Source organism: Weissella kandleri (genome assembly GCF_045504165.1).
Taxonomy (GTDB): Bacteria; Bacillota; Bacilli; order Lactobacillales; family Lactobacillaceae; genus Weissella; species Weissella kandleri_A.
Genome location: NZ_JBJJNY010000013.1, coordinates 1 through 20,316 on the forward strand (window position 1 = coordinate 1; position 20,316 = coordinate 20,316).

Here is a 20,316-nt window from a genome sequence, read left to right on the forward strand (position 1 = left end):
CATAGAGTCTCTCGATCGATTTTTAATTTTAATGGCCCATAGAAATCTACTATGTCTCTCTACAAATGTAGCTAAACATTCTTTCGATTGACCGCGAGATGATAAAACAGTATCAACTTCCCAATGTCCAAATTCAGTCCTTTTATTGGCAGCTTCAGGTCTTTGATCAATTGTAGCGTTAATCTTAAACGTTCCACGCGTTTCATTCTGACGCTTACGACGACGCGCCTTATCTGGTATTAATTCCGGATTGAAATCAAGCATTCCTTTATCTATCCAATTATAAATAGACTTAGTACACAGATGAAAGTGTATGGCAATTTGTTCAGGTGACCAAGTTAATTGAAGATGATTCTTAATTATACGGGCATAATTAGAACTAAGGATTGTTTTCCGCCCGCACTTAGTGCGTTTAAAATCGGCATCGTTTTGAGCTAAAATAGGGTCATATTTATCAACCCTATGTAATTCATAACTAATAGTCAATTTAGAACGATTAAGTTTTTTAGCAATTAAATTTTGAGAAAAACCATCTTTTAATAATTGGTATATGGCACCGCGTTCATATTGTGATAAAGTAGATGTACTCATAGTAACTGTATCCTTTTTTGGTTTATTTGGGCACAACCATTGAACATTTACTATGGGTATTTTTGTATCTAGGTGTTCGGATTAATGTTGCAATCTGCCAAAAAAATAAAAAAATTTTTAATGGCATAAATCAAAAATTGATATCGCGGCTTATCCCCTATCCTATAAAACATTCCACAGGTTTGTTTTTTATGTTAAGTTTCACGTGAAACAAAATTTAACCGCGATTTCGTTGACGTAAATTTGCGAAGATTTAAGGTTTAATCTATACTTGTTAGATATACAAATGTGATATAGCCCTAAAAGGAGGATGCATTGAGTACTAAAATAGAGGTAAAAAATTTAACTAAAATTTTTGGTAAGCATATTCGTCAGGCTCAAGCTTTGTTAGAAGCGGGTAAGAGTAAAGAGGAAATATTAGCTGAAACGGAAGCCACAGTAGGTGTCGACCGAGCCAATTTCACTGTTGAAGATGGTGAGATTTTTGTGATTATGGGATTGTCAGGATCTGGTAAATCAACCACGATTCGAATGCTAAACCGTTTAATTAAGCCAACAGCAGGAAGCGTTTTAATTGACGGTCAAGATATTGCAAAAATGTCTAAAGCAGAACTACAAAAGATTCGGCGTGAGAAATTTAGCATGGTTTTCCAAAGCTTTGCATTGTTACCAAATCGGACGATTCAAGAAAACACGGAGTTTGGTTTAGAGATTCAAGGTGTTGAAAAAGAAGAACGAGCTAAGAAAGCACGTGAAATGTTGGAGGTTGTGGGACTTAAGGGCTATGAAGACCAATATCCAGACCAGCTTTCAGGTGGAATGCAACAACGAGTTGGATTAGCCCGTGGACTGGCAAATGATCCTGAGATTTTATTGATGGACGAAGCTTTTTCAGCCTTAGACCCACTGCGCCGGAAGGATATGCAAGATGAACTGCTTGATTTGCAATCTAATTTGCAAAAAACCATTGTCTTTATTTCCCACGATTTGAACGAAGCACTGCGGATTGGTGATCGGATTATGATCATGAAGGATGGGGAAATTGTTCAAATCGGAACGCCGGAAGAAATTTTGAGTCACCCAGCCGATGATTATGTTGAACGCTTCATTGAAGATGTGGATCGTTCACGTGTTTATACGGTTGGAAACGTCATGATTCCAGCAACGACGGTTAACATCGAGAAAGCTGGACCACGTTTGGCCGCACGACGGATGCGTGAAAATGGGATTTCAAGTATTTATGCGATTGATTCGCAAAAGCATCTATATGGAATTATTGATGCTAATGATGTACGAAAAGCCATTAAGGAAGATCAAAAGGATATTCGGTCATTGGTACAAGATATTGTGCCAACCACGCATATCGATACGCCTCTTTCTGATTTGATGGATGATATTTCAAGTACCCCGGTACCGTACGCGGTTGTAGATGATGATAATCATCTGTTAGGAATTATTGTACGTGGTGCCGTACTTGGAGCATTGTCTGGAAATGAGGTGAACGTAAATGTTTAATATGCCAAAATTACCGTTAGCTGACTGGATTGATAGTCTGGTTGATTGGTTATCGCACTTTGAAGGATTTTTCTATGCGGTAACAAGTTTCTTAGGTGGAATTATTGATGCCTTTCAGTGGGTTTTTGATATCATTCCAATTCCATTATTTATTTTGATTGTGATGGGGGCTACTTGGTATATCACGCGTAATAACAAGCGCTGGGGACTCTTAGTGTTTGAATTAATTGGTTTGTTATATATTTGGAATCAAGGATACTGGCGTGATATGACACAGACCTTAACTTTGGTTTTGTCAGCTAGTTTGCTCGCCGTTGTGATTGGAATCCCACTTGGTATCTGGGCAGCGACGAACAAGACTGTGGCGCGAATTGTGAAGCCTTTGATGGACTTCATGCAAACGATGCCAGCCTTTGTTTACTTAATTCCAGCTGTAGCCTTCTTTGGAATCGGGATGGTTCCTGGTGTAGTTGCCAGTGTGATTTTCTCAATGCCACCAACAGTACGAATGACGCAATTAGGAATTGAACAAGTACCCACTGAGTTAATTGAAGCCGCTGATAGCTTTGGATCTACTGGTTGGCAGAAATTATATAAAGTACAACTACCTTTGGCTAAGCCAACGATTATGGCGGGAATTAACCAAAGTATGATGTTAGCATTGTCAATGGTTGTTATTGCTTCAATGATTGGAGCAATGGGTCTTGGAACTGAAGTTTACTTTGCGGTTGGTCGTAACGAAGCTGGAAGTGGTTTCGCTGCTGGTCTAGCCATCGTTATTTTGGCAATCATTTTGGATCGGGTGACGCAGGCGCTTAATCAAGACAAGCATTAAGGAGCAAGTTAGATGCGAAAAATGAAAATAATATTACCATTATTAGTCGTTTTCATTCTAATTGGAATTGGATTAATGAATACTAGTACCAAAGCTCCGGATGCATACAACCCCAACAAAGCATTAGGCCCACAAGTTGATTACACAATTACGGGAATTGATGCCGGAGCTGGGATTATGAACGGAACCAATACAGCTCTTGATTCTTACGGGTTGCGGGCTAAAAATTGGCAATTACAAACTAGTTCCACAGCCGCAATGACTTCTTCATTAGGCAAAGCCGTTGCTCACCATGAACCAATTGTGGTAACTGGTTGGGTACCACATTGGATGGTTTCTAAATATAATTTGAAATTCCTAGATGATCCCAAGGGCGTTTATGGAAAAGCAGAAAATATTAACACGATTGCACGCAAGGGCTTGAAGGAATCAGATCCTGAAGCCTATACAGTCTTGGATCGTTTCCACTGGACACCCGATGAGATGGCGAAAGTCATGATGAAGGTTAATGAGGGAGTAGATCCGCAAAAAGCAGCACAAGAATGGCTAGCTGAAAATCCGGACCAGTTAAAGGCTTGGACGGATTCAGTTGATAAGGTTAGTGGTAAAAAATTGACCTTAACGTACGTTGCTTGGGACTCTGAGATTGCTTCAACTAACGTGGTTGCGCAAGCTTTGCGGGATGTTGGTTATGATGTAACAATCCGCCCAATGGAAATTCAACCATTGTGGGCGTCAGTGTCAACTGGAGCTGCCGATGCTATGGTTTCGGCTTGGTTACCAAATACAAGTGGAAAATATTACGATGATTACAAAGGAAAGTTTGATGATTTGGGAGCTAACTTAGAGGGTGCCCGAGTTGGATTATGTGTTCCAAAGTATATGTCAAATATTAATTCAATTGAAGATTTGAAGAGATAAGGCGTTAAAAAATATCTTTGTTAATAGCAAGTACCAAACGGTTTTGTGGTTAGCAGAGGTGTTTTTATTTTGGACAAAAATAAAAAGTATGATATTAGAGAGCTTACGCTAATGTCATACTTTTGCATGGAAGTTTTATTGTTTTTTAGTGAATTTAACGACCCCTTCCCAGCGAGCAGTTTGTGGAAACATATCAATTGGTTGAATGTAATCAACATCGTAGACTTTAGTTAAGTCAACTAGGTCACGGGCTAAGGTTGATTCATTACATGAAATGTAAACAAACTTTTCGGGGGCATGAGTGATTAATAATTGACGCAAATTGCTGTCTAATCCGGTGCGAGGTGGGTCGACGACAATTGCATCAGCAACCCAACCAGCGGCAGCCCACTGAGGAATAAGTTCTTCGGCTTTACCCGTAAAGTATTGAGCGTTATCGACCGCGTTTAAAGTAATATTTTGTTTAGCGTCTTCAATAGCTTCGGGGACCGTGTCCATCCCGCGTACTTCACCAGCGGCATGGGCGAGTGAAATCCCGATGGTTCCAACCCCAGAGTAAGCGTCAATCAACTTATCGGCATGTTGTAAATCAAGGGCAGCTAAAGCTTCTTGATAAAGTCGGGTAGTCTGTTTGGGATTCAGTTGTAGGAACGCCCGAGGAGATAATTTGAATTGTTTACCGTTAATCGTTTCGGTAATATACTTTTGTCCCCAGAGGAGCTTGGTTTCGGGTCCCCAAATTAATGAAGTTTCACCCGAATTAATATTTTGATGAATGGAAACGACTTCTGGCAAACAATCATGGATCAACATGATTAATTTGCTGAGTTGTGGAATTTTGGCTGAATTAGTCACCAAGGTTAATTGGACCTCGCCAGAAGCTTCACTGACCCGCGCAATTAAAGTTTTAATGATTCCAGTATGTTTTTTTTCTTCATAGATTGGTAGTCCTAGTTCAGCAATAATATCGCGGACAGTGCGAACAACTTTTAATGTGGCCGGATGTTGCGTTGAAACTTTTGGTAAGTCTACTAAAAAGTGGGAATTTCGTTGATACATTCCTACCGCAATCGAGCCATCTTTCATTTGTCGCACAGGGAATTGGGCCTTATTGCGATACCCACTGGGTTTTTCCATCCCAATTGTTGGAAGAATGGTGATATCTTGGTAACCGCGGGGACGATATTTGGCCAAGGCTTGGCTGATAATATCTTGTTTAAATGCTAATTGCTTGGGATAGGCTAAATGCTCTAGTTCAAAACCACCGACGTTTTGATCATCGACTGGTTTGACACGGTCAGAAGAAGTTTGTTTGAATTTACGAATTTCGGCTTCGATAAATTTAGCGGTCACATTGTTGACTTTAACATCAACGACTTCGCCAGGCAGGGCGCCAGGGATAAAAGTTATTTTACGTTTGTACGAACCAATCCCTTCACCATTAATACCAAGCTTTTTAATGGTGATTAGTAATTTGTCGCCAACCTTAACTTGGACGTCTTGGGGACGATGTCTTGCATCTTTATCTTTATTTGGATGATTGAAGCGGTGTTGATGATTTTTTTCAGCCATATTTACATTTTAACGGGTGGTTCAGCACGCACTCATTAATACTCCTTTAAGTTTTTTATACAATATCAATATTAACACGTTATCGACGGCGACAGATAGCGCTTAATCTATTATAATTAAAAGAAATGAGTTAAGAGAGAACAAAGATGGCTAAAATTAGTGATGAACAAATTTTTGCGGCGACCCATGATTTAATCGTAGAAAAAGGGTTGACTGGTGTACGGTTAACTGATATAGCTAGGCAGCTTGAGGTCACGCATGCGGCCTTATATAAACATTTTAAAAATCGAGATGCTTTATATGAAGCGATGTACACTCAATGGCTGGATCAAGTGGACGCTCCATCTTTGACGATCACACGACTGCCAGCTGAGCAACGAGTCGACGGATTGCATGAATGGTTACAAAACTTTGTGGTTCAGCGACAGCAAGCGTTTATGACGAATCCAGAGATGGCTTCTTTGTATCAAATAGCCCTCCAGCAAGAAACGGAATTGATTAATCCGCGTATCGCTCAGTTAGCGGAAACGGTTGAAACGTTGATGGCTTGGGATACTTTTCGACACCAGCGGGGGATGTTGATTATGATGGCTTTTACATATTTATATCATCCCTTTTTCGTTGATAGGTGGAATGATAATCTTTACATGCCATTATTTGAGTCGACATGGTTGGAATTGTTGCCAGTAATTGAAGAGACAAATTAGGAGGACAGCGATGCAACAAGCAGTTAGAATGAATGTATTTGGCCGCGTGCAAGGGGTGGGCTTTCGTTGGGCAGCTCGGCAATTGGCGGAAAGGCTTAATATTAAAGGGTACGTGGTTAATAAAGATGATGGATCGGTTTTGATTGAAGCACAAGGTGAGCAGGCTGATTTGCGGAAATTCATGGCACAAATTGAAATTGGACCTTCAAACGGGACCAAAGTGCATCATGTCATGATTTCTAGTCTAGAAGTGAATCCAGCACACACGGTTTTTAAAATTTATTAAGAAAGCACGGAGAAGCCTATGTTGGGAAAAATTAAATATAGATCAATTTTATACTGGTCGTTGGAACTATTGATTATTGCGGTCTTATTATTAGTGATATCGCAGTTAGATTTTATTCTGGATCCGATTATTAAATTTATTGGTGCGGTTTTTGTACCGATTTTAATTTCAGGTTTGTTGTATTATATTTTGAATCCAATGGTGAATATATTGGAGAAGGTGAAGATTAAAGGTCATCATCTTTCTCGTGGGATTACTTCATTACTGATGATTATTTTATTGTTGGTGATTGTCGGAGTAACCTTGGCGAATGTTGTACCGCGTTTGATGGATCAATTAACGAATTTCTTGCACGCGACGCCAGGTTATTTCAATCAATTAAAAGCTTGGTTCGAACATGCAGATCGCCTTGCTTGGTTGGGAACTTTGGGCATTACTTTTGATGCCAATACGTTGCAACATGGTGTGCAAAAATATGGTACGAGCGTTTTAAATGGGATGGCAAATGGTTTTGGCGGCATTGCGAGCTCAGTAATTGGTTATTTAGTATATCTTTTGACGGTTCCGGTGATGACTTTCTATATGCTCAGTGACGGTCATAAACTATTACCATTATTGCAAAAATGGTTTCCAAAGCGCCGTAAGGATATGGCAGAAGTCGCCGCACGTTTAAATGAAACGCTATCGCAATATATTATGGGTCAAGTTTTAGAGATGATCTTCGTTGGGGTTGCAACGGGGGTTGGATATGTATTAATTGGTGAAAAATATGCCCTAGTCTTAGGAATTATTGCAGGAATTGCTAATATTGTGCCTTATCTAGGTCCTTATATTGGAATTATTCCAGCTTTGTTTGTAGCGGCAACGCAAGGCGTATGGCAAATTTTTTGGACGATTGTAGTGGTGGCCATCGTGCATTTGATTGATGGAAATATTATTTATCCACGCATTATTGGAGCCCATTTAAATATTCATCCAATGACCATATTGATTTTATTGTTGGCAGCTGGAAATGTGGCTGGACCAGCGGGGATGATTTTAGCTATCCCGACTTATGCGATTATCCGGACGCTGGTCGTTTATTTATGGGAGTTCTTTGTTGAACGGAGTCAAGATGTGCAGCGTAATATTACGGAAGCAGAATAAATTTAAACGGTTGACGGGGAGTGGACGTCAATCGTTTTTTATTTACTGAAAGTTAAAGGTGATTTGGTCATTAAATTTAAAAAAATTTAAAATTAATTTTAAGAAATTTGTGAAAGAAAACATTTTATCAAAAGCGCAATATTATCTTATAAAAAGTTAGTACAATTAGTAAGTAAGGCATCGCGAGGAAAAAATTTACTTGACGGTAACTAACTTTGTGAAAAAGAGGACTCAAATTCGATACGATGGGGCTTGAACAGGGCTTGAAATTAAACAAGATTGGATATATAACAATAGATGTAAACGTTTTCAATATATCTTTTAGGGGAGCGGAATAATGACCAATCGAATGATTAAGTATAATGAACAAGATAAAATTCCAGCATCTGTTGCAATGATAAAAGTTCTTGAAGCTTGGGGGGTTAAAAATATCTATGGTTATCCTGGAGGCTCGTTTAGCTCAACGATGCATGCTTTGGATGTTGAACAAGATCGCATTGATTTTATTCATGTTCGTCATGAGCAGGTGGGAGCTTTGGCTGCTTCAGCTGAAGCTAAGTTAACTGGGCATGTTGGAGTAGCCTTTGGTTCAGCCGGACCAGGGGCGGTTAATCTTTTGGATGGACTCTATGATGCCCGGGAAGATCATGCTCCCGTATTAGCTTTGGTAGGACAAGTTCCTTCAACCAAGATGAACTATGACTTCTTCCAAGAGTTTAATGAGGGTCCAATTTTTGATGACGTCTCAGTTTATAATCGGACAGTAATGACAGCCAAGAGCTTACCGTACGTTGTTGATAAGGCCATCCGGATGGCGTACAAGCACCGTGGAGTAGCGGTAGTTGTTATTCCGGTTGATTTAGGTTGGGAAGAGATTGCCGACATGCCTTATGAATCAGCAAGTTCATATCATCCAGCTGATCAAACGAAGCTTTTGCCAACTCCAACCGATGATGAGATTGAGGCTGCTTTTGAAATGATTAAGCAAGCGAAAGCCCCTGTCTTCCACCTTGGACGTGGAGCAGCGGGTGCACCGGATGAGTTAATCGAATTATCTGAAAAGCTGCAAATTCCAATTATCACAACAGCGTTAGGTAAGGGAATTGTTCCAGATAGCTATGTTGGTAATTTAGGCTTGGTTAACCGAGCTGGTTCAATTTCAGCCAATGAAGCCTTAAATAATGCTGATTTGGTTATCGCAATTGGCAATGATTTCCCATTTGCGGAAAATGTTTATACTTCGCATCCATTTAAGTTTATCCAAATTGATATTGATAGCTCAGTCTTTGGGGCACATCATCACGTTGATTTAGGGATTGAGTCGGATGGACCAGCCTTTATTAAGGCCTTATTAGCTAAGAGCCAGCCGGCACAAAAGTCAGCAGTTTATGAAGCTGAATTGGCTCAAAATAAGGACTGGCGTGCTTATTTGCAAATGTTGATGGATCGCCAGACGACGCCAATTGAATATGAGCAAGTTTATAAGCAAATTAACCGTGTTGCCGATGACGATGCTATCTTTGGAATTGACGTTGGAGATAATGTGATTAATACGGTTCGCTTCTTGGATCTTAAGCCTAAGCAGAAGTTTACGACGTCAGCTTTGTTCGCGACAATGGGTTATGGGGTTCCAGCGGCCTTGGCAGCTAAGTTGAGCTTCCCTGACCGACAAGTCTTTAATATCGCTGGTGATGGCGCCTTCTCAATGGTTATGCAAGATTTGTTGACAGAGACTTATCACAAGTTACCAATTATTAATGTGGTAACTTCAAACACAACTTTGAGTTTCATTAAAAATTCTCAAGCTGATTTGCCCATGAATCCATCTGGTGTTGATATTTTGGATGCTGATTATGCTAAGATTGCCGAAGGAATGGGTGTAGTTGGAATTACGGTAACTAAGCCTGAAGAATTAGCTGAAGCCTTTGATAAGGCGGTTGAAGTTTCAAAGTCTGGTCGTCCAGTACTTTTGGACATCAAGATTAAAGACAAGCGTGGATTCCCCGTTGAGGCTATGGATATTGATCCTGAATTGACTTCACAAGCTTCAGTTGATGCTTTTAAGGAAAAGTATGACGCACAATCACTTCGTCCTTTGAAGGATTATTTCAAAGAATATGGCGTTGAGTTGTAAGCTATTCAAGTAGAAAGAGCTAAATAAGCAAAAGTAAAGGCAGATTACATTGGATTGCAATCTGCCTTTTTATTGAATTAGGTTTTGAGTTTGGTTACCATATGGGGAAATCAGCTGGGGTTTTAGCATGAATTTGGCGGAGGAAAGTTTGCAACAAACCATTATTTACCATAGCTGCCCATAAGCCTTCAAAGTAGTGTTCATTATGCATGAGCATTGAGACTACCGCACGTAAAGTAAAGAATTCAGTATCAGTTTCACTGGCTAAAGCGCGCAAGTCATCTTCAGTAATCATTTTATTAAAGCCCTTTTGGTAAAGGGTACGCTTGAAATTTTGATCGAAGTAATCGGAATGGGTAAATTCGTTAATTAAATTTAAGAGTTCCGTGGGGTATTGTGGATGCTCAGTGCCGTCGGGACCTAATTGCCAAGGAATTTCTTGGTGCTTAAGATCCTCTAAGTAAGCATCCCACGTTTGGAATTCAAATGGATGTTCTGTCATGATGTTCCCTCCACACTTATTTTTTGTAAGAATATTATAGCTGATTTTTTAAAAAAAAGCGAATTTCTTGGGACCAAGGTAATTATTTGTTAAAATGGAGATAAGATGAAAGGGTGTGAGCTTTGATGACAGGAAAATTTATCGATCAAACATATCAATTTAAAGCGGCGGCAACGGAAAATATTCGGCAACAATGGCATGATTTGGCCTATATGGATGGAGCTAGGCATAAACTAGATGTTTATTTGCCTAACCAGGTTAAACCGCAAGCCGGATATCCAGTAATCGTTGATATTTATGGGGGTGGCTTATGGCGTGGTGACAAAAGCTCATTTAAAATGAATCCCGCACTGCAACTTTTAGCAGCCGGGTATGCTATCGTTAGCCCTGATTATTCACTGTTATGGCAAGCCGCTTTTCCAGCGCAGGTTAGTGAAATGCAAGCGGTGCTCCATTGGGTAAAGCAGTTTGGAGCTGACTATGGGCTTGATGGACAGCGACTGGCTTTAATGGGGGAATCTTCTGGAGCGCAGTTGGCCGTTTTGACAGCACTGCAGCGACCAGGAACCGCCTTGTTTGATGAACGCTGGGATAATAATGAGCGGGCGCCTATTTGTGCGGTAATTGCCATGTATGGGCCTTATGTCATTGATCAGTTTCCGCAACAGTTCGCAGCGACGAAAACACAACCCAAGTATGCTGAGACGGGTTCAGCGGGGTCGTTTGAAGGTCAATTATTAGGCAAAAAGCGTCCGGTTGATGTCCCCGAGTTAGTGCAAAAATATAATCCGCTTAATTATTTGACGCCATCTATGCCACCAATTCTGGGGATAGCAGGGACAGCGGACCAAGTGGTTCCTTACCAACAAACGGTCGAATTGATGCAAGCAGCCCAGGATTTAGTTGGTGACCACCGTGCGCAATGGCATTTGGTTCCGGGGGCCCATCACGGCATCACTGACTTTATGACGGATGAAATTGTACAGATGAAATTAGACTTTCTAAACGAATTTATGGGAGGAAACTAATGAATTATAATAACCTCTTTACGCATGCCAGCCCGAGTTCGTTATTGTTGACGATTTCGATTGATTATTTATTAGTTGGTTTGATTAATCCAGTGACCCCGGTCTTGAAATTCGTTGTCATTCTATTAATTTTACCGGATGTATTTTCGGCGTTTATGAGTTTTAAAAATTTTTTACAAGAAAACAAAAGCGAATGGTCTACTAAATTGTAGGATTGTGCAAAATATTTGATAAAAATAGCCCACGACAAAGGATGACGTGAGCTATTTTTTAAAGATTATTTTTGATGGGCTTGCCATTGTTTATCAAAATCTGCTAAGACTTGGCGGACTTCATCAGTGGTGCTAGTCTCCATTAATGCCATCCGTAAATCGGAAGCATACGAGAATGAACGCACGTAAATTTTAAAGAAACGCTTGAGCTTTTGGAAATGGCGAGGACCGTAAAGTTTGGTCACCTCATCATGCAAATCTAACTGTAAGCGGAGCAGAGCTAATGATTCTTCTAAAGTGTGCGCATGTGGTTCTTTTTCAAAAGCCCAAGGCGATTCGAAAATTCCTCGCCCAATCATAATTCCATCGACGCCAGGGTGAGCGGTAGCTAATTCTAAGCCTGCTGCGCGGTCTTGGATGTCACCGTTAATTTGCAAAAGGGTCTGGGGTGAAATCGCGTCACGCATCGCGACAATCTCATCGATGACTTCATAGTGCGCAGGTACTTTAGACATCTCTTTACGCGTGCGTAAGTGGATGGTTAGTACTTGCACATCTTGTTCTAACAAGAATGGTAACCAAGTTTGATAAGTTTCAAAATCATTAAAGCCTAGGCGCGTTTTAACGGATATTACTAATCCAGACTCTTTGGCAGCAGCAATGATTGCAGCGGCGTCATCTTGATGGCGGATTAAATCTGATCCGCCTCCATTTTTAATCACCGTACCATCTGGGCAGCCCATGTTAATGTCAACCGCTTCATAGCCACGTGTTTTTAAATCGGCAGTTGCTGATTTAAAATCTTCTGGGCGATTGCCCCAAATTTGAGCAATCGGCATGCGTTCACCATCAGCAACGGCTAGTCGGCCTTGAACTGAAAATTTCGCCTTGGGGTGGGCAATACTACGGGCGTTGGTAAATTCTGTGTAGTACGCGTCAGGCCCTGCAGCTTGTTCCACGACGCGGCGGAAGACGGTGTCAGTGACGGCTTCCATGGGAGCTAGGGTGAAAAAGGGGGTGGGCTGTTCGTATCCAGCTTGAGCCTGGTCCACGATCTTTTGCCAATATGATGATTTTGCTTGTGTCATCAGAATATTTCCTTTCTTATAAGAGTGATTATGTTAGGAGACTAAATTTATAAAATGTAAGTAAACACTATTACTATAAGGATAAAATGTGTTTTTGACAAGTATCAAGTCAAGTCTGCGACCGAAATGAGAAAAATCTAATAATAATATTTTGAAAGGGGTGGTGACGGAAAAGATATGGTAATGTTTCACGTGAAACTTTAAGTTTTAGTGCGTCAGATGATTGAAATACCAAGGCCTTTGGGGTATTCTTTAAATAACTGGAAAATAATGGAGGAAAACAGATGAATCCCACGGAATTTGTGGACGCTTTACGGGCGCATGGTATTGAATTAAATCAGCATCAAATCGCGCAGTATCAGCGATATTACGAAAAGTTAATCGAAGTAAATCAGGTTATGGATTTAACGAATATTGTCGAACAAGATCAGGTTTATTTGAAACATTTTTATGATTCGTTAACCCTAGCTTGGGCTGATACAAGCTTACAAAATGAGCCTTTAAAATTGGTTGATGTTGGGGCTGGCGCTGGCTTTCCGTCAATTCCTTTAAAAATTGCTTTTCCTCAATTAAAGATTACAATCGTCGATGCGCTACAAAAGCGAATCAATTTTTTAAATGATTTAGTCATTGATTTGGCGCTAGAAGATGTCGCTATTATCCACGGGCGGGCCGAAGACTTAGGTAAAAAAGGTTCTTCATTTCGGGAAAGTTTTGATATTGTAACAGCCCGAGCCTTAAAGGCGATGCCGATGTTAGTTGAGCTGACCTTGCCATTGGTTAAAGTTAGTGGTGAACTGTTAGCAATGAAGGGGAGTCGGGTAGAAGAAGAATTGACGGCGGCTGCTAAGGCAATTCCCTTGGTAGGTGGTCAGGTATTCAAGCAAGTGAATGTTGATTTACCCAATGGGGATCCGCGGACGGTGGTGATTATTAAAAAAGTTAAGGACACACCGACTAAATATCCACGGAAATTTAGCGATATTAAAAATAAAATCCTTTGATGAAAATTAGCAATAATTTAAAGATGATTGCAGTAGAGAGGTAGGAAAATGGCACATATTATTGCTTTAGCAAATCAAAAAGGTGGCGTTGGAAAAACGACGACCACGGTTAATTTAGGAGCGGCTTTAGCCAGTCATGACAAACGGGTTTTGATTATTGATGCTGATCCTCAAGGCAATGCGACTTCGGGGTTAGGAATTAAAAAGTCAGCGATTGAAGATGAGCATGAAATTTATGATGTTTTGGTACGTGGTGTTAAACCGGCTGATGTAATTTTAAAAACGAGTCATGATAATTTGGAAATTATCCCTGCAACCATTCGCTTAGCGGGAGCAGAACTTGAATTGGCACCAGTTATGGCGCGTGAAACACGTTTGAAAGAAGCGATTGCAACGATTGAAGATCAGTATGACTATATTTTAATTGATAATCCCCCTTCGCTTGGTTTGATTACGATTAATACTTTTACGGCAGCTGATGCGGTCCTGATTCCAGTGCAAGCTGAATACTATGCGTTAGAAGGACTTGGTCAATTGTTAAGTTCAATCACGCAAATTAAGAGCCTGTTGAATCCCGATTTGGGGATTGAGGGGGTTTTGTTAACGATGGTTGATGGTCGGACGAATTTGTCAAATGAAGTTGAAGAAGCAGTGCGTAATTACTTTAATGAAGAGCAAGTTTATCATACGGTAATTCCGCGTAATGTGCGTTTGTCTGAAGCACCAAGTCACGGTTTAGCCATTATTGATTACGATCCCAAGTCGAAAGGGTCTGAAGTTTACACTAAATTAGCAGAGGAGGTCTTGGCAGCGCATGACGACATCTAAGAAAAAATCTGTATTAGGTGATGACATTATGAATGGGGGGCTTAATGCTCTTTTTGGGCAACAGGGGATTGAAGTTCCAACTAAGCCGAAGAGTGGCGATATGATTGACGATGTAGCCGTTGATCGAATTTTAGCGAACCCCTACCAGCCGCGGCATACGTTTGATGAAAGTGCTTTGCGTGATTTGGCCAGTTCAATTCGAGAAAATGGAATTCTACAACCAATCATTGTGCGCCAGGCCCCTAAAGATGATAAAAAATATGAAATTTTAGCTGGAGAACGGCGATGGCGGGCAACGCAGTTATTAGGTAATGAAACCATTCCCGCGGTCATTCGGGAATATGATGATGAAACTATGATGCAAGCGGCGGTTTTAGAAAACTTGCAGCGTGAGGATTTGTCACCAATCGAAGAAGCTTTAGCGTATAAGCAAATGATGGAAGTCCTTCATTTGACGCAAGAGCAGGTTGCTAAGCGACTGGGGAAAGCCCGGTCAGCGATTGCGAACACGGTACGTCTGCTAACTTTACCAGAGGATGTCCAAGGTTGGATTCAAGGCGGACAACTGTCGATGGGGCAAGGACGGACTCTTTTGGGACTTCATAATAAGCGTAAAATCGGTGAAGTCGCAAAAAAAGTGATGCAAGAACATTTGACGGTCCGGCAACTTGAGAAATTAGTGAACGATTTAAATGAAGATCAGGCGCCAAAAGTAACGAAGCCTCAAGCAAAGTCTGACTTTATTGTTAAAACTCAAGCAGCTTTAACTGATAAGTTTGGAACGAAGGTTGCAGTTCATCGGAATAAAAAGGGCGCTGGTAAAATTGAAATTAATTATTTATCAGATGAGGAATTGCAACATATTTTTACAGTTTTAGGCATGGATTTAAAACAAGATTAATTCAATGGAGGGCGAAATATGTACGCTTTACATGATATTGTGGAAATGAAAAAGCCGCATGCTTGTGGCACAAATGCTTGGGAAATTATTCGAATCGGGGCCGATATGAAAATTAAATGTCAAGGTTGCGAGCGGGTGGTCATGCTCACGCGGCATGATTTTGATAAACGCTTTAAACGTGTTTTGCGCTCAGCGGGCGAATGATCAATCATAGTGAAGTACTGTGGAGAATTACGACGTAGATTTTAGCTTTTAAGCTAAAAAGAATAGACAAGAAATGAAGGATTAAATTATGGCATTAACAGCTGGAATCGTGGGGTTACCAAACGTTGGTAAATCAACCCTTTTTAACGCAATTACGAAGGCCGGAGCCGAAATGGCGAACTATCCTTTTGCGACGATTGAACCCAATGTGGGGGTCGTAGAAGTTCCTGATGCGCGTTTGGCACGGATTGCCGAAATTGTGCATACAAATAAAATTATTCCTACTACTTTTGAATTTACCGACATTGCCGGAATTGTTAAAGGGGCGTCAAAAGGTGAAGGGTTAGGAAATAAGTTCTTGGAGAATATTCGCCAAGTTAATGCGATTGTGCACGTGGTACGGGCGTTTGATGATGATAATATTGTGCATGTGAATGGAACGGTTAACCCGGTTGATGACATTGAAACAATCAATACCGAGTTAGTTTTGGCTGATTTGGAGTCTATTGAAAAGCGTTATGATCGCGTTTCGCGCGCAGCCAAAGGTGGTGACAAAGAAGCTAAGGCTGAATATGAAGTTTTAGAAAAAATTAAGCCCCTCCTCGAAGCAGGTAAGCCTGCGCGTTTGGCTGAATTTACTGAAGAACAAGAGAAAATCGTGAAAGGTTTATTCTTATTGACGACTAAGCCTACGTTGTACGTAGCGAACGTCAGTGAAGATGATATGAGTGATCCTACTGCTTCAAAGTATTTCCAAGCGATTCAAGAATACGCCAATGCTGAGCACGCTCAAGTGATTGGATTATCAGCTCGTGCTGAAGAAGAAATTGCTGAAATGGCACCAGAAGATCAAGCAGAGTTCCTGGAAATGTCTGGGGTTAGTGAGCCAGGTTTGAATGTTTTGATTCGGGCTGCTTATAATTTGCTTGATTTGCGGACATTCTTTACGGCTGGAGTTAAAGAAGTTCGAGCTTGGACCTTTAAGACCGGTGCTAAGGCTCCTGAAACTGCCGGGGTGATTCACTCAGACTTCCAACGCGGGTTTATCCGGGCGGAAACGATGAGTTATACCGATTTGGATCAGTATGGAAGTGAGAAAGCAGTGAAAGAAGCCGGTCGCTTACGTTCGGAAGGTAAAGAATATGTCGTAGAAGATGGGGATATCATGGAATTCCTATTTAATGTGTAGGCTAAAGGAGCAGTTAAATGACGAAAGAAAAGCAAGCGTCGGAAAATATGGACCCACAAAGTTCAGCTAATCAAGAATCAATGATTGATGCAGTGACACCACATGAGGGTGATGTGGTTGATAATGATGCAACAGAAACAACAACGCCCAGGCTTGATGCAAAAAAAGTTGAATTTAAGCATTTACCAACACGTGCGGAATTAGCAGCGACTGGTTTAAATAAGCGCAATCAAGAGTTTGTTTATCAGGCAGCGGAATTGGTGACTGATGAAAAATTAGGATTGCCTTTGATTCAAAAAATTTATGATGAATTGTTAGTTCATCAAAAACAAGGGCGGACGGCTAAACAAATCTATGGTACTCCGGAAGCGGCAATGGGAATTCAAGTAGAAGCTTTGAAGCATGAAACGCAAGCGAATCCCTATGCTGACAGCAACTATTGGGATTTGGCAGTGGATAATATGCTGACTTTCTTAATGTTATTTGCGGTGATGTTTGGAATCACCTTGTTGTTCCAAAAGGATGCCACTGTTAATGCAGGGGCGGCAGGAGTGACCTCTTTGGCATTAACATCAATTATTGGTGGTTTAATTTTTGCTTTGATTACTAAGATTATGGCTCGGCAAGATTTGGGACGCTTTATGCGCATTATGGCAGCTATTCTTGCTTTTGTTTTGTGGTTTATGATTTACATGTTGGTATCATTATTGCCAGCAGCAGTTAATCCGGTTTTGTCTGGTTGGTTTTATTTGGTTGTGTCAGCAATTGCTTTCTTTGGCTTCCGTGCTTGGCGTAAGCGGACGGGAATTGTTGGTGGATTTATGGGAGCATCACAAGCTCAAAATAGAAAGTAAATTAATAGACAATCAAGATTTGGAGAGTGTATTAAAATGAAGATTCTAATTGTTGATGATGATCATGAAATTGCTGAATTACTGGAGATTTATGTTAAAAATGAAGGCTATGAACCGGTTTTAGCATTTGATGGTAAAGAAGCTTTGAAAAAAATGCGAACGAATCCAGATATTGGCCTAGTTATTTTGGACATTATGATGCCGGAAATGAACGGGACAGAAGTGGTAAAAGAAATTCGAAAAGATAATCCCGTGCCAATTTTAATTTTGTCAGCCAAGTCGGGGGCTATGGATAAAATTCAAGGGTTGATTACGGGGGCCGATGATTATGTAACAAAGCCCTTCAACCCATTAGAGGTGATGGCGCGGGTGAAAGCATTGTTGCGCCGAGCACAAAATGGGGTTCAGCAAAATGTCCAAGAAATTTTGGACATTGGGCCTTTGACGATTAATAAGGATAGCCATGAGGTTAAAACGGCTGCGGGGGATGATGTTAATTTAACTGCGTTGGAATTTGGTATTTTATATTTGTTAGCCTCGCATCCGAATCGTGTTTTTAGTGCCGATGATATTTTTGAACGCGTTTGGCAACAAGAATCTGTTGTTAGTGCAAAAACCGTGATGGTGCATGTTTCACATTTGCGGGATAAATTAGAAGAAGCAACTGGTGGTAATCAAGTAGTGCAAACCGTTTGGGGTGTCGGTTATAAGATTGAGGCATTGTAGTGATGTCAAAATTAAACTTCAAAGATTGGATGAAACTAGTTGGTAAGATGTTAATGGTGCTAATTTTAAGTGGCTTTGTGTTTGTTGGTGCCATTTTGATTTCGCAACCAGTATGGGACGCTAAAAATTGGGTTGCCGAAGTACACTTCGTTGCCACTCACAATCCTAAAGCATTCTGGATCATTAGTATTGGTGTATTTACTGGCTGGCTATGGGCTAACTATCTAATTTTTGAACAGATGTATTTAAAGGCGTTAACCTTAATGATCATTCAAAAGAGTCAAAATTTAGCAAATGTGGCGCAGTTACCGCGTTTCAAAAAATCACCTTTTATTCGGTTGCGTCCATTGATTAAAAGTATTGATGGTATTTTTGAGGCAATGCAAGAGTCTGAGGCGCGTGGTAAAGAAATTGAACATTCTAAGGATGAAATGATTGGAAATATTTCGCATGACTTACGGACCCCACTGACAGCGCTGTTAGGTTATTTAGGTCTGGTTAAGATGCATCCAAGTGCTCCTGAAAATAATAAGTATGTCAATGTTGCTTATGACAAAGCTGAGCATATGCGTACTTTAGTTGAAGATTTGTATGAATATGTTCAGGTGAACGATAAGTCCTTTAAAATGCAGCTGCACTTGGCACCTTTAAACTTATCGGCGATGTTGAGTCAGTTAGCCGCAAATTATGAATTAGAAGCGCAGGAACATCATGTTGAGATTTCAGCGTCAACTCAGCCAGATTCAATTGAAATGTGTGGTGACCAAAATCGGCTGGCACGCGTTTTTATGAATTTGATTGCGAACGCATTTAAATATGGCGAAGGGGCGACTTATATTCACTTAATGGCTCAGATTTTAGAGGATGATGAATCCGTGGAAGTCCGTGTGGAAAATGATGGTAAACGTATTCCAGAAGAGGCGTTGGGACATGTTTTTGATCGTTTTTATCGGGTGGAAAGTTCCCGTAACGTTAAAACTGGCGGTTCTGGGTTAGGGTTAGCCATTGTGAGTGGAATTGTTGAAGGGCATAATGGTGAAGCGCGCGTCGAGTCAGATGAGCATAAAACGAGCTTCATTATTACGCTACCATTACAACCCGATTTATAAATGAACCATTAACCAACATAAGCATAGTAATTATTGAAAGAGGCGCTTGAAGCCTCTTTTTTAGCTAATAAAATGTCGTAAGATATGGTAGTTGAGGAAGTGCTGTAATTAAGGTAAACACATTGAGGTGAAAAATGGCTAAAATATTCATTAGTAGTGATCAGCATCTTGATATTAATCGGTTAGATGTAGACCAAATCTTGGCGATGCAGGCAAATTACTTACAGGAACAAAAAGCAGCTGCTTATATTATTGCCGGTGATAGTTTTAATTATTTTGAAAAAACCTTAATCTTTGCGGAGCGTTTGCAGGTTTTAGTTGGGTCGGATATCAAAATTAAATTTTTAGCGGGAAATCATGAAATGGGGCATGGCGTGACCTTTGATGAGTTGGAGTCGGAGGTAAGCCCACTTTATTTGCATAATAAACGTTTCCAAATTGGAGATACCGTGGTTTTGGGGAATAATGGCTGGTATGATTATTCTTTAGCTCGTGGTCCGCAAAAACAGCAAGTTCAGCAATTTAAGCAAGGCTTTTATTATGATCGGTTAATTGAACAACCTTTAAGTGATCCAGAAAGAACGGATTTGAGTTTAAAGCAGCTAAAAAAAGCTCTAGATGCGACAACGGCTCAACAAAGGGTGATTGTGGTGCAACATTTTGTACCAAATGCGCTAGGTTTACAGTACCCAACTGCGTCACCCCGTTGGCAAATGGTGAATGGTGTTATGGGTTCAAAACGCTATGCTGAATTATATGCGCAGTATCCGCAAATTAAAGCAGTCGTCTCTGGTCATGTGCATCGAAATCAACCTGCGCAGCAAATTCAACAAATTAAATATCAAAATGTAAGCGTCGGATATCACCGTGGCAAGCGGATGGAGTGGGTTGATCCAGAATTTTCGACAAGTTGGCAAAAAAAGTTATTTAAAAGTGTTGACAATTTACAGGGCGACCTGTAATA

General features: G+C 40.6%; 22 protein-coding genes. 18 read left to right on the top strand and 4 right to left on the bottom strand.

All coding sequences use genetic code 11. The features are described 5' to 3' along the window. Positions 1–591, bottom strand: a 591-nt coding sequence (locus ACJQWY_RS06085) for an IS30 family transposase (RefSeq protein WP_407076846.1), incomplete at its 3' end; no start/stop codon positions are given. Positions 592–906: 315 nt separating this feature from the next. Here ACJQWY_RS06085 and ACJQWY_RS06090 point away from each other — a divergent pair. From ACJQWY_RS06090 to ACJQWY_RS06100, 3 genes are read left to right on the top strand one after another with little or no spacing between them, the layout of a single operon-like run. Beyond that, positions 907–2,106 (top strand): quaternary amine ABC transporter ATP-binding protein, encoded by a 1,200-nt coding sequence (locus ACJQWY_RS06090; protein ID WP_407076847.1) that lies wholly within the window; start codon positions 907–909, stop codon positions 2,104–2,106. Continuing rightward, positions 2,099–2,941 carry an ABC transporter permease gene (locus ACJQWY_RS06095; RefSeq protein ID WP_407076848.1) on the top strand — a complete coding sequence of 281 codons (843 nt, stop codon included), beginning with the start codon at positions 2,099–2,101 and terminating at the stop codon, positions 2,939–2,941. Before ACJQWY_RS06090 ends, ACJQWY_RS06095 begins: the two co-directional genes overlap by 8 nt. 12 nt (positions 2,942–2,953) lie before the next feature. Next, on the top strand, positions 2,954–3,862 hold the full coding sequence (locus ACJQWY_RS06100) for a glycine betaine ABC transporter substrate-binding protein (protein ID WP_407076849.1): 909 nt from the start codon (positions 2,954–2,956) through the stop codon (positions 3,860–3,862). A gap of 135 nt (positions 3,863–3,997) precedes the next feature. Here the strand turns inward: ACJQWY_RS06100 and rlmD are convergent, their stop codons facing one another. After that, the gene (gene rlmD, locus ACJQWY_RS06105; protein WP_407076850.1) at positions 3,998–5,434 is read right to left on the bottom strand and encodes a 23S rRNA (uracil(1939)-C(5))-methyltransferase RlmD; all 1,437 of its coding nucleotides are present in this window, start codon (positions 5,432–5,434) and stop codon (positions 3,998–4,000) included. 146 nt (positions 5,435–5,580) lie between these two features. On the opposite strand from rlmD, the gene ACJQWY_RS06110 reads away from it, so the two are divergent. The 4 genes from ACJQWY_RS06110 to spxB all read left to right on the top strand — a co-directional run bounded on the left by ACJQWY_RS06110 (position 5,581) and on the right by spxB (position 9,707). Further along, positions 5,581–6,141: a TetR/AcrR family transcriptional regulator gene (locus ACJQWY_RS06110; RefSeq protein ID WP_407076851.1), complete on the top strand. Its 561-nt coding sequence runs from the start codon at positions 5,581–5,583 to the stop codon at positions 6,139–6,141. A gap of 10 nt (positions 6,142–6,151) precedes the next feature. Next, positions 6,152–6,427 carry an acylphosphatase gene (locus ACJQWY_RS06115; RefSeq protein ID WP_407076852.1) on the top strand — a complete coding sequence of 92 codons (276 nt, stop codon included), beginning with the start codon at positions 6,152–6,154 and terminating at the stop codon, positions 6,425–6,427. Positions 6,428–6,445: 18 nt separating this feature from the next. Next, positions 6,446–7,573: an AI-2E family transporter gene (locus ACJQWY_RS06120; RefSeq protein WP_407076853.1), complete on the top strand. Its 1,128-nt coding sequence runs from the start codon at positions 6,446–6,448 to the stop codon at positions 7,571–7,573. A 337-nt stretch (positions 7,574–7,910) separates the two neighbouring features. After that, on the top strand, positions 7,911–9,707 hold the full coding sequence (spxB, locus tag ACJQWY_RS06125; RefSeq protein ID WP_407076854.1) for a pyruvate oxidase: 1,797 nt from the start codon (positions 7,911–7,913) through the stop codon (positions 9,705–9,707). Between the two features lie 94 nt (positions 9,708–9,801). Here the strand turns inward: spxB and ACJQWY_RS06130 are convergent, their stop codons facing one another. Continuing rightward, positions 9,802–10,209, bottom strand: coding sequence for a hypothetical protein (locus ACJQWY_RS06130; protein ID WP_407076855.1), 408 nt, complete (start codon positions 10,207–10,209; stop codon positions 9,802–9,804). Positions 10,210–10,334: 125 nt separating this feature from the next. Here ACJQWY_RS06130 and ACJQWY_RS06135 point away from each other — a divergent pair, with 125 nt between their 5' ends. Continuing rightward, positions 10,335–11,237 carry an alpha/beta hydrolase fold domain-containing protein gene (locus tag ACJQWY_RS06135; protein WP_407076856.1) on the top strand — a complete coding sequence of 301 codons (903 nt, stop codon included), beginning with the start codon at positions 10,335–10,337 and terminating at the stop codon, positions 11,235–11,237. Beyond that, positions 11,237–11,449 carry a hypothetical protein gene (locus ACJQWY_RS06140; RefSeq protein ID WP_407076857.1) on the top strand — a complete coding sequence of 71 codons (213 nt, stop codon included), beginning with the start codon at positions 11,237–11,239 and terminating at the stop codon, positions 11,447–11,449. The genes ACJQWY_RS06135 and ACJQWY_RS06140 overlap by 1 nt, the downstream gene beginning before the upstream one ends. A gap of 65 nt (positions 11,450–11,514) precedes the next feature. On the opposite strand, the gene ACJQWY_RS06145 is transcribed toward ACJQWY_RS06140, so the two are convergent. Continuing rightward, complete coding sequence (locus tag ACJQWY_RS06145) at positions 11,515–12,537, bottom strand: tRNA dihydrouridine synthase (protein ID WP_407076858.1); 1,023 nt, start codon at positions 12,535–12,537, stop codon at positions 11,515–11,517. Between the two features lie 284 nt (positions 12,538–12,821). On the opposite strand from ACJQWY_RS06145, the gene rsmG reads away from it, so the two are divergent. From rsmG to ACJQWY_RS06190, 9 genes are all read left to right on the top strand, one after another. Next, positions 12,822–13,541: a 16S rRNA (guanine(527)-N(7))-methyltransferase RsmG gene (rsmG, locus tag ACJQWY_RS06150; RefSeq protein WP_407076859.1), complete on the top strand. Its 720-nt coding sequence runs from the start codon at positions 12,822–12,824 to the stop codon at positions 13,539–13,541. A gap of 48 nt (positions 13,542–13,589) precedes the next feature. Then, positions 13,590–14,369: a ParA family protein gene (locus ACJQWY_RS06155; RefSeq protein ID WP_407076860.1), complete on the top strand. Its 780-nt coding sequence runs from the start codon at positions 13,590–13,592 to the stop codon at positions 14,367–14,369. Further along, positions 14,356–15,270, top strand: a complete 915-nt coding sequence (locus ACJQWY_RS06160) for a ParB/RepB/Spo0J family partition protein (RefSeq protein WP_407076861.1) — start codon at positions 14,356–14,358, stop codon at positions 15,268–15,270. The genes ACJQWY_RS06155 and ACJQWY_RS06160 overlap by 14 nt, the downstream gene beginning before the upstream one ends. Positions 15,271–15,288: 18 nt before the next feature. After that, positions 15,289–15,474 carry a DUF951 domain-containing protein gene (locus ACJQWY_RS06165; protein WP_057756204.1) on the top strand — a complete coding sequence of 62 codons (186 nt, stop codon included), beginning with the start codon at positions 15,289–15,291 and terminating at the stop codon, positions 15,472–15,474. Between the two features lie 88 nt (positions 15,475–15,562). Then, the gene (ychF, locus tag ACJQWY_RS06170) at positions 15,563–16,663 is read left to right on the top strand and encodes a redox-regulated ATPase YchF (RefSeq protein ID WP_407076862.1); all 1,101 of its coding nucleotides are present in this window, start codon (positions 15,563–15,565) and stop codon (positions 16,661–16,663) included. 17 nt (positions 16,664–16,680) lie between these two features. Continuing rightward, positions 16,681–17,517, top strand: a complete 837-nt coding sequence (locus tag ACJQWY_RS06175; protein ID WP_407076863.1) for a DUF1129 domain-containing protein — start codon at positions 16,681–16,683, stop codon at positions 17,515–17,517. 36 nt (positions 17,518–17,553) lie between these two features. Further along, positions 17,554–18,243, top strand: coding sequence for a response regulator transcription factor (locus ACJQWY_RS06180; protein ID WP_407076864.1), 690 nt, complete (start codon positions 17,554–17,556; stop codon positions 18,241–18,243). 2 nt (positions 18,244–18,245) lie between these two features. Further along, the gene (locus ACJQWY_RS06185; protein WP_407076865.1) at positions 18,246–19,352 is read left to right on the top strand and encodes a sensor histidine kinase; all 1,107 of its coding nucleotides are present in this window, start codon (positions 18,246–18,248) and stop codon (positions 19,350–19,352) included. Positions 19,353–19,486: 134 nt separating this feature from the next. Continuing rightward, complete coding sequence (locus ACJQWY_RS06190; RefSeq protein WP_407076866.1) at positions 19,487–20,314, top strand: metallophosphoesterase; 828 nt, start codon at positions 19,487–19,489, stop codon at positions 20,312–20,314. The last annotated feature ends 2 nt before the right edge of the window (positions 20,315–20,316 follow it).

Excerpts from the sequence above, each read along its gene's own strand:
- ACJQWY_RS06095 (WP_407076848.1), top strand. The coding sequence starts at position 2,099 with ATGTTTAATATGCCAAAATTACCGTTAGCTGACTGGATTGATAGTCTG.
- ACJQWY_RS06100 (WP_407076849.1), top strand. The coding sequence starts at position 2,954 with ATGCGAAAAATGAAAATAATATTACCATTATTAGTCGTTTTCATTCTA.
- rlmD (WP_407076850.1), bottom strand. The coding sequence starts at position 5,434 with ATGGCTGAAAAAAATCATCAACACCGCTTCAATCATCCAAATAAAGAT.
- ACJQWY_RS06110 (WP_407076851.1), top strand. The coding sequence starts at position 5,581 with ATGGCTAAAATTAGTGATGAACAAATTTTTGCGGCGACCCATGATTTA.
- ACJQWY_RS06115 (WP_407076852.1), top strand. The coding sequence starts at position 6,152 with ATGCAACAAGCAGTTAGAATGAATGTATTTGGCCGCGTGCAAGGGGTG.
- ACJQWY_RS06120 (WP_407076853.1), top strand. The coding sequence starts at position 6,446 with ATGTTGGGAAAAATTAAATATAGATCAATTTTATACTGGTCGTTGGAA.
- spxB (WP_407076854.1), top strand. The coding sequence starts at position 7,911 with ATGACCAATCGAATGATTAAGTATAATGAACAAGATAAAATTCCAGCA.
- ACJQWY_RS06130 (WP_407076855.1), bottom strand. The coding sequence starts at position 10,209 with ATGACAGAACATCCATTTGAATTCCAAACGTGGGATGCTTACTTAGAG.
- ACJQWY_RS06135 (WP_407076856.1), top strand. The coding sequence starts at position 10,335 with ATGACAGGAAAATTTATCGATCAAACATATCAATTTAAAGCGGCGGCA.
- ACJQWY_RS06140 (WP_407076857.1), top strand. The coding sequence starts at position 11,237 with ATGAATTATAATAACCTCTTTACGCATGCCAGCCCGAGTTCGTTATTG.
- ACJQWY_RS06145 (WP_407076858.1), bottom strand. The coding sequence starts at position 12,537 with ATGACACAAGCAAAATCATCATATTGGCAAAAGATCGTGGACCAGGCT.
- rsmG (WP_407076859.1), top strand. The coding sequence starts at position 12,822 with ATGAATCCCACGGAATTTGTGGACGCTTTACGGGCGCATGGTATTGAA.
- ACJQWY_RS06155 (WP_407076860.1), top strand. The coding sequence starts at position 13,590 with ATGGCACATATTATTGCTTTAGCAAATCAAAAAGGTGGCGTTGGAAAA.
- ACJQWY_RS06160 (WP_407076861.1), top strand. The coding sequence starts at position 14,356 with ATGACGACATCTAAGAAAAAATCTGTATTAGGTGATGACATTATGAAT.
- ACJQWY_RS06165 (WP_057756204.1), top strand. The coding sequence starts at position 15,289 with ATGTACGCTTTACATGATATTGTGGAAATGAAAAAGCCGCATGCTTGT.
- ychF (WP_407076862.1), top strand. The coding sequence starts at position 15,563 with ATGGCATTAACAGCTGGAATCGTGGGGTTACCAAACGTTGGTAAATCA.
- ACJQWY_RS06175 (WP_407076863.1), top strand. The coding sequence starts at position 16,681 with ATGACGAAAGAAAAGCAAGCGTCGGAAAATATGGACCCACAAAGTTCA.
- ACJQWY_RS06180 (WP_407076864.1), top strand. The coding sequence starts at position 17,554 with ATGAAGATTCTAATTGTTGATGATGATCATGAAATTGCTGAATTACTG.
- ACJQWY_RS06185 (WP_407076865.1), top strand. The coding sequence starts at position 18,246 with ATGTCAAAATTAAACTTCAAAGATTGGATGAAACTAGTTGGTAAGATG.
- ACJQWY_RS06190 (WP_407076866.1), top strand. The coding sequence starts at position 19,487 with ATGGCTAAAATATTCATTAGTAGTGATCAGCATCTTGATATTAATCGG.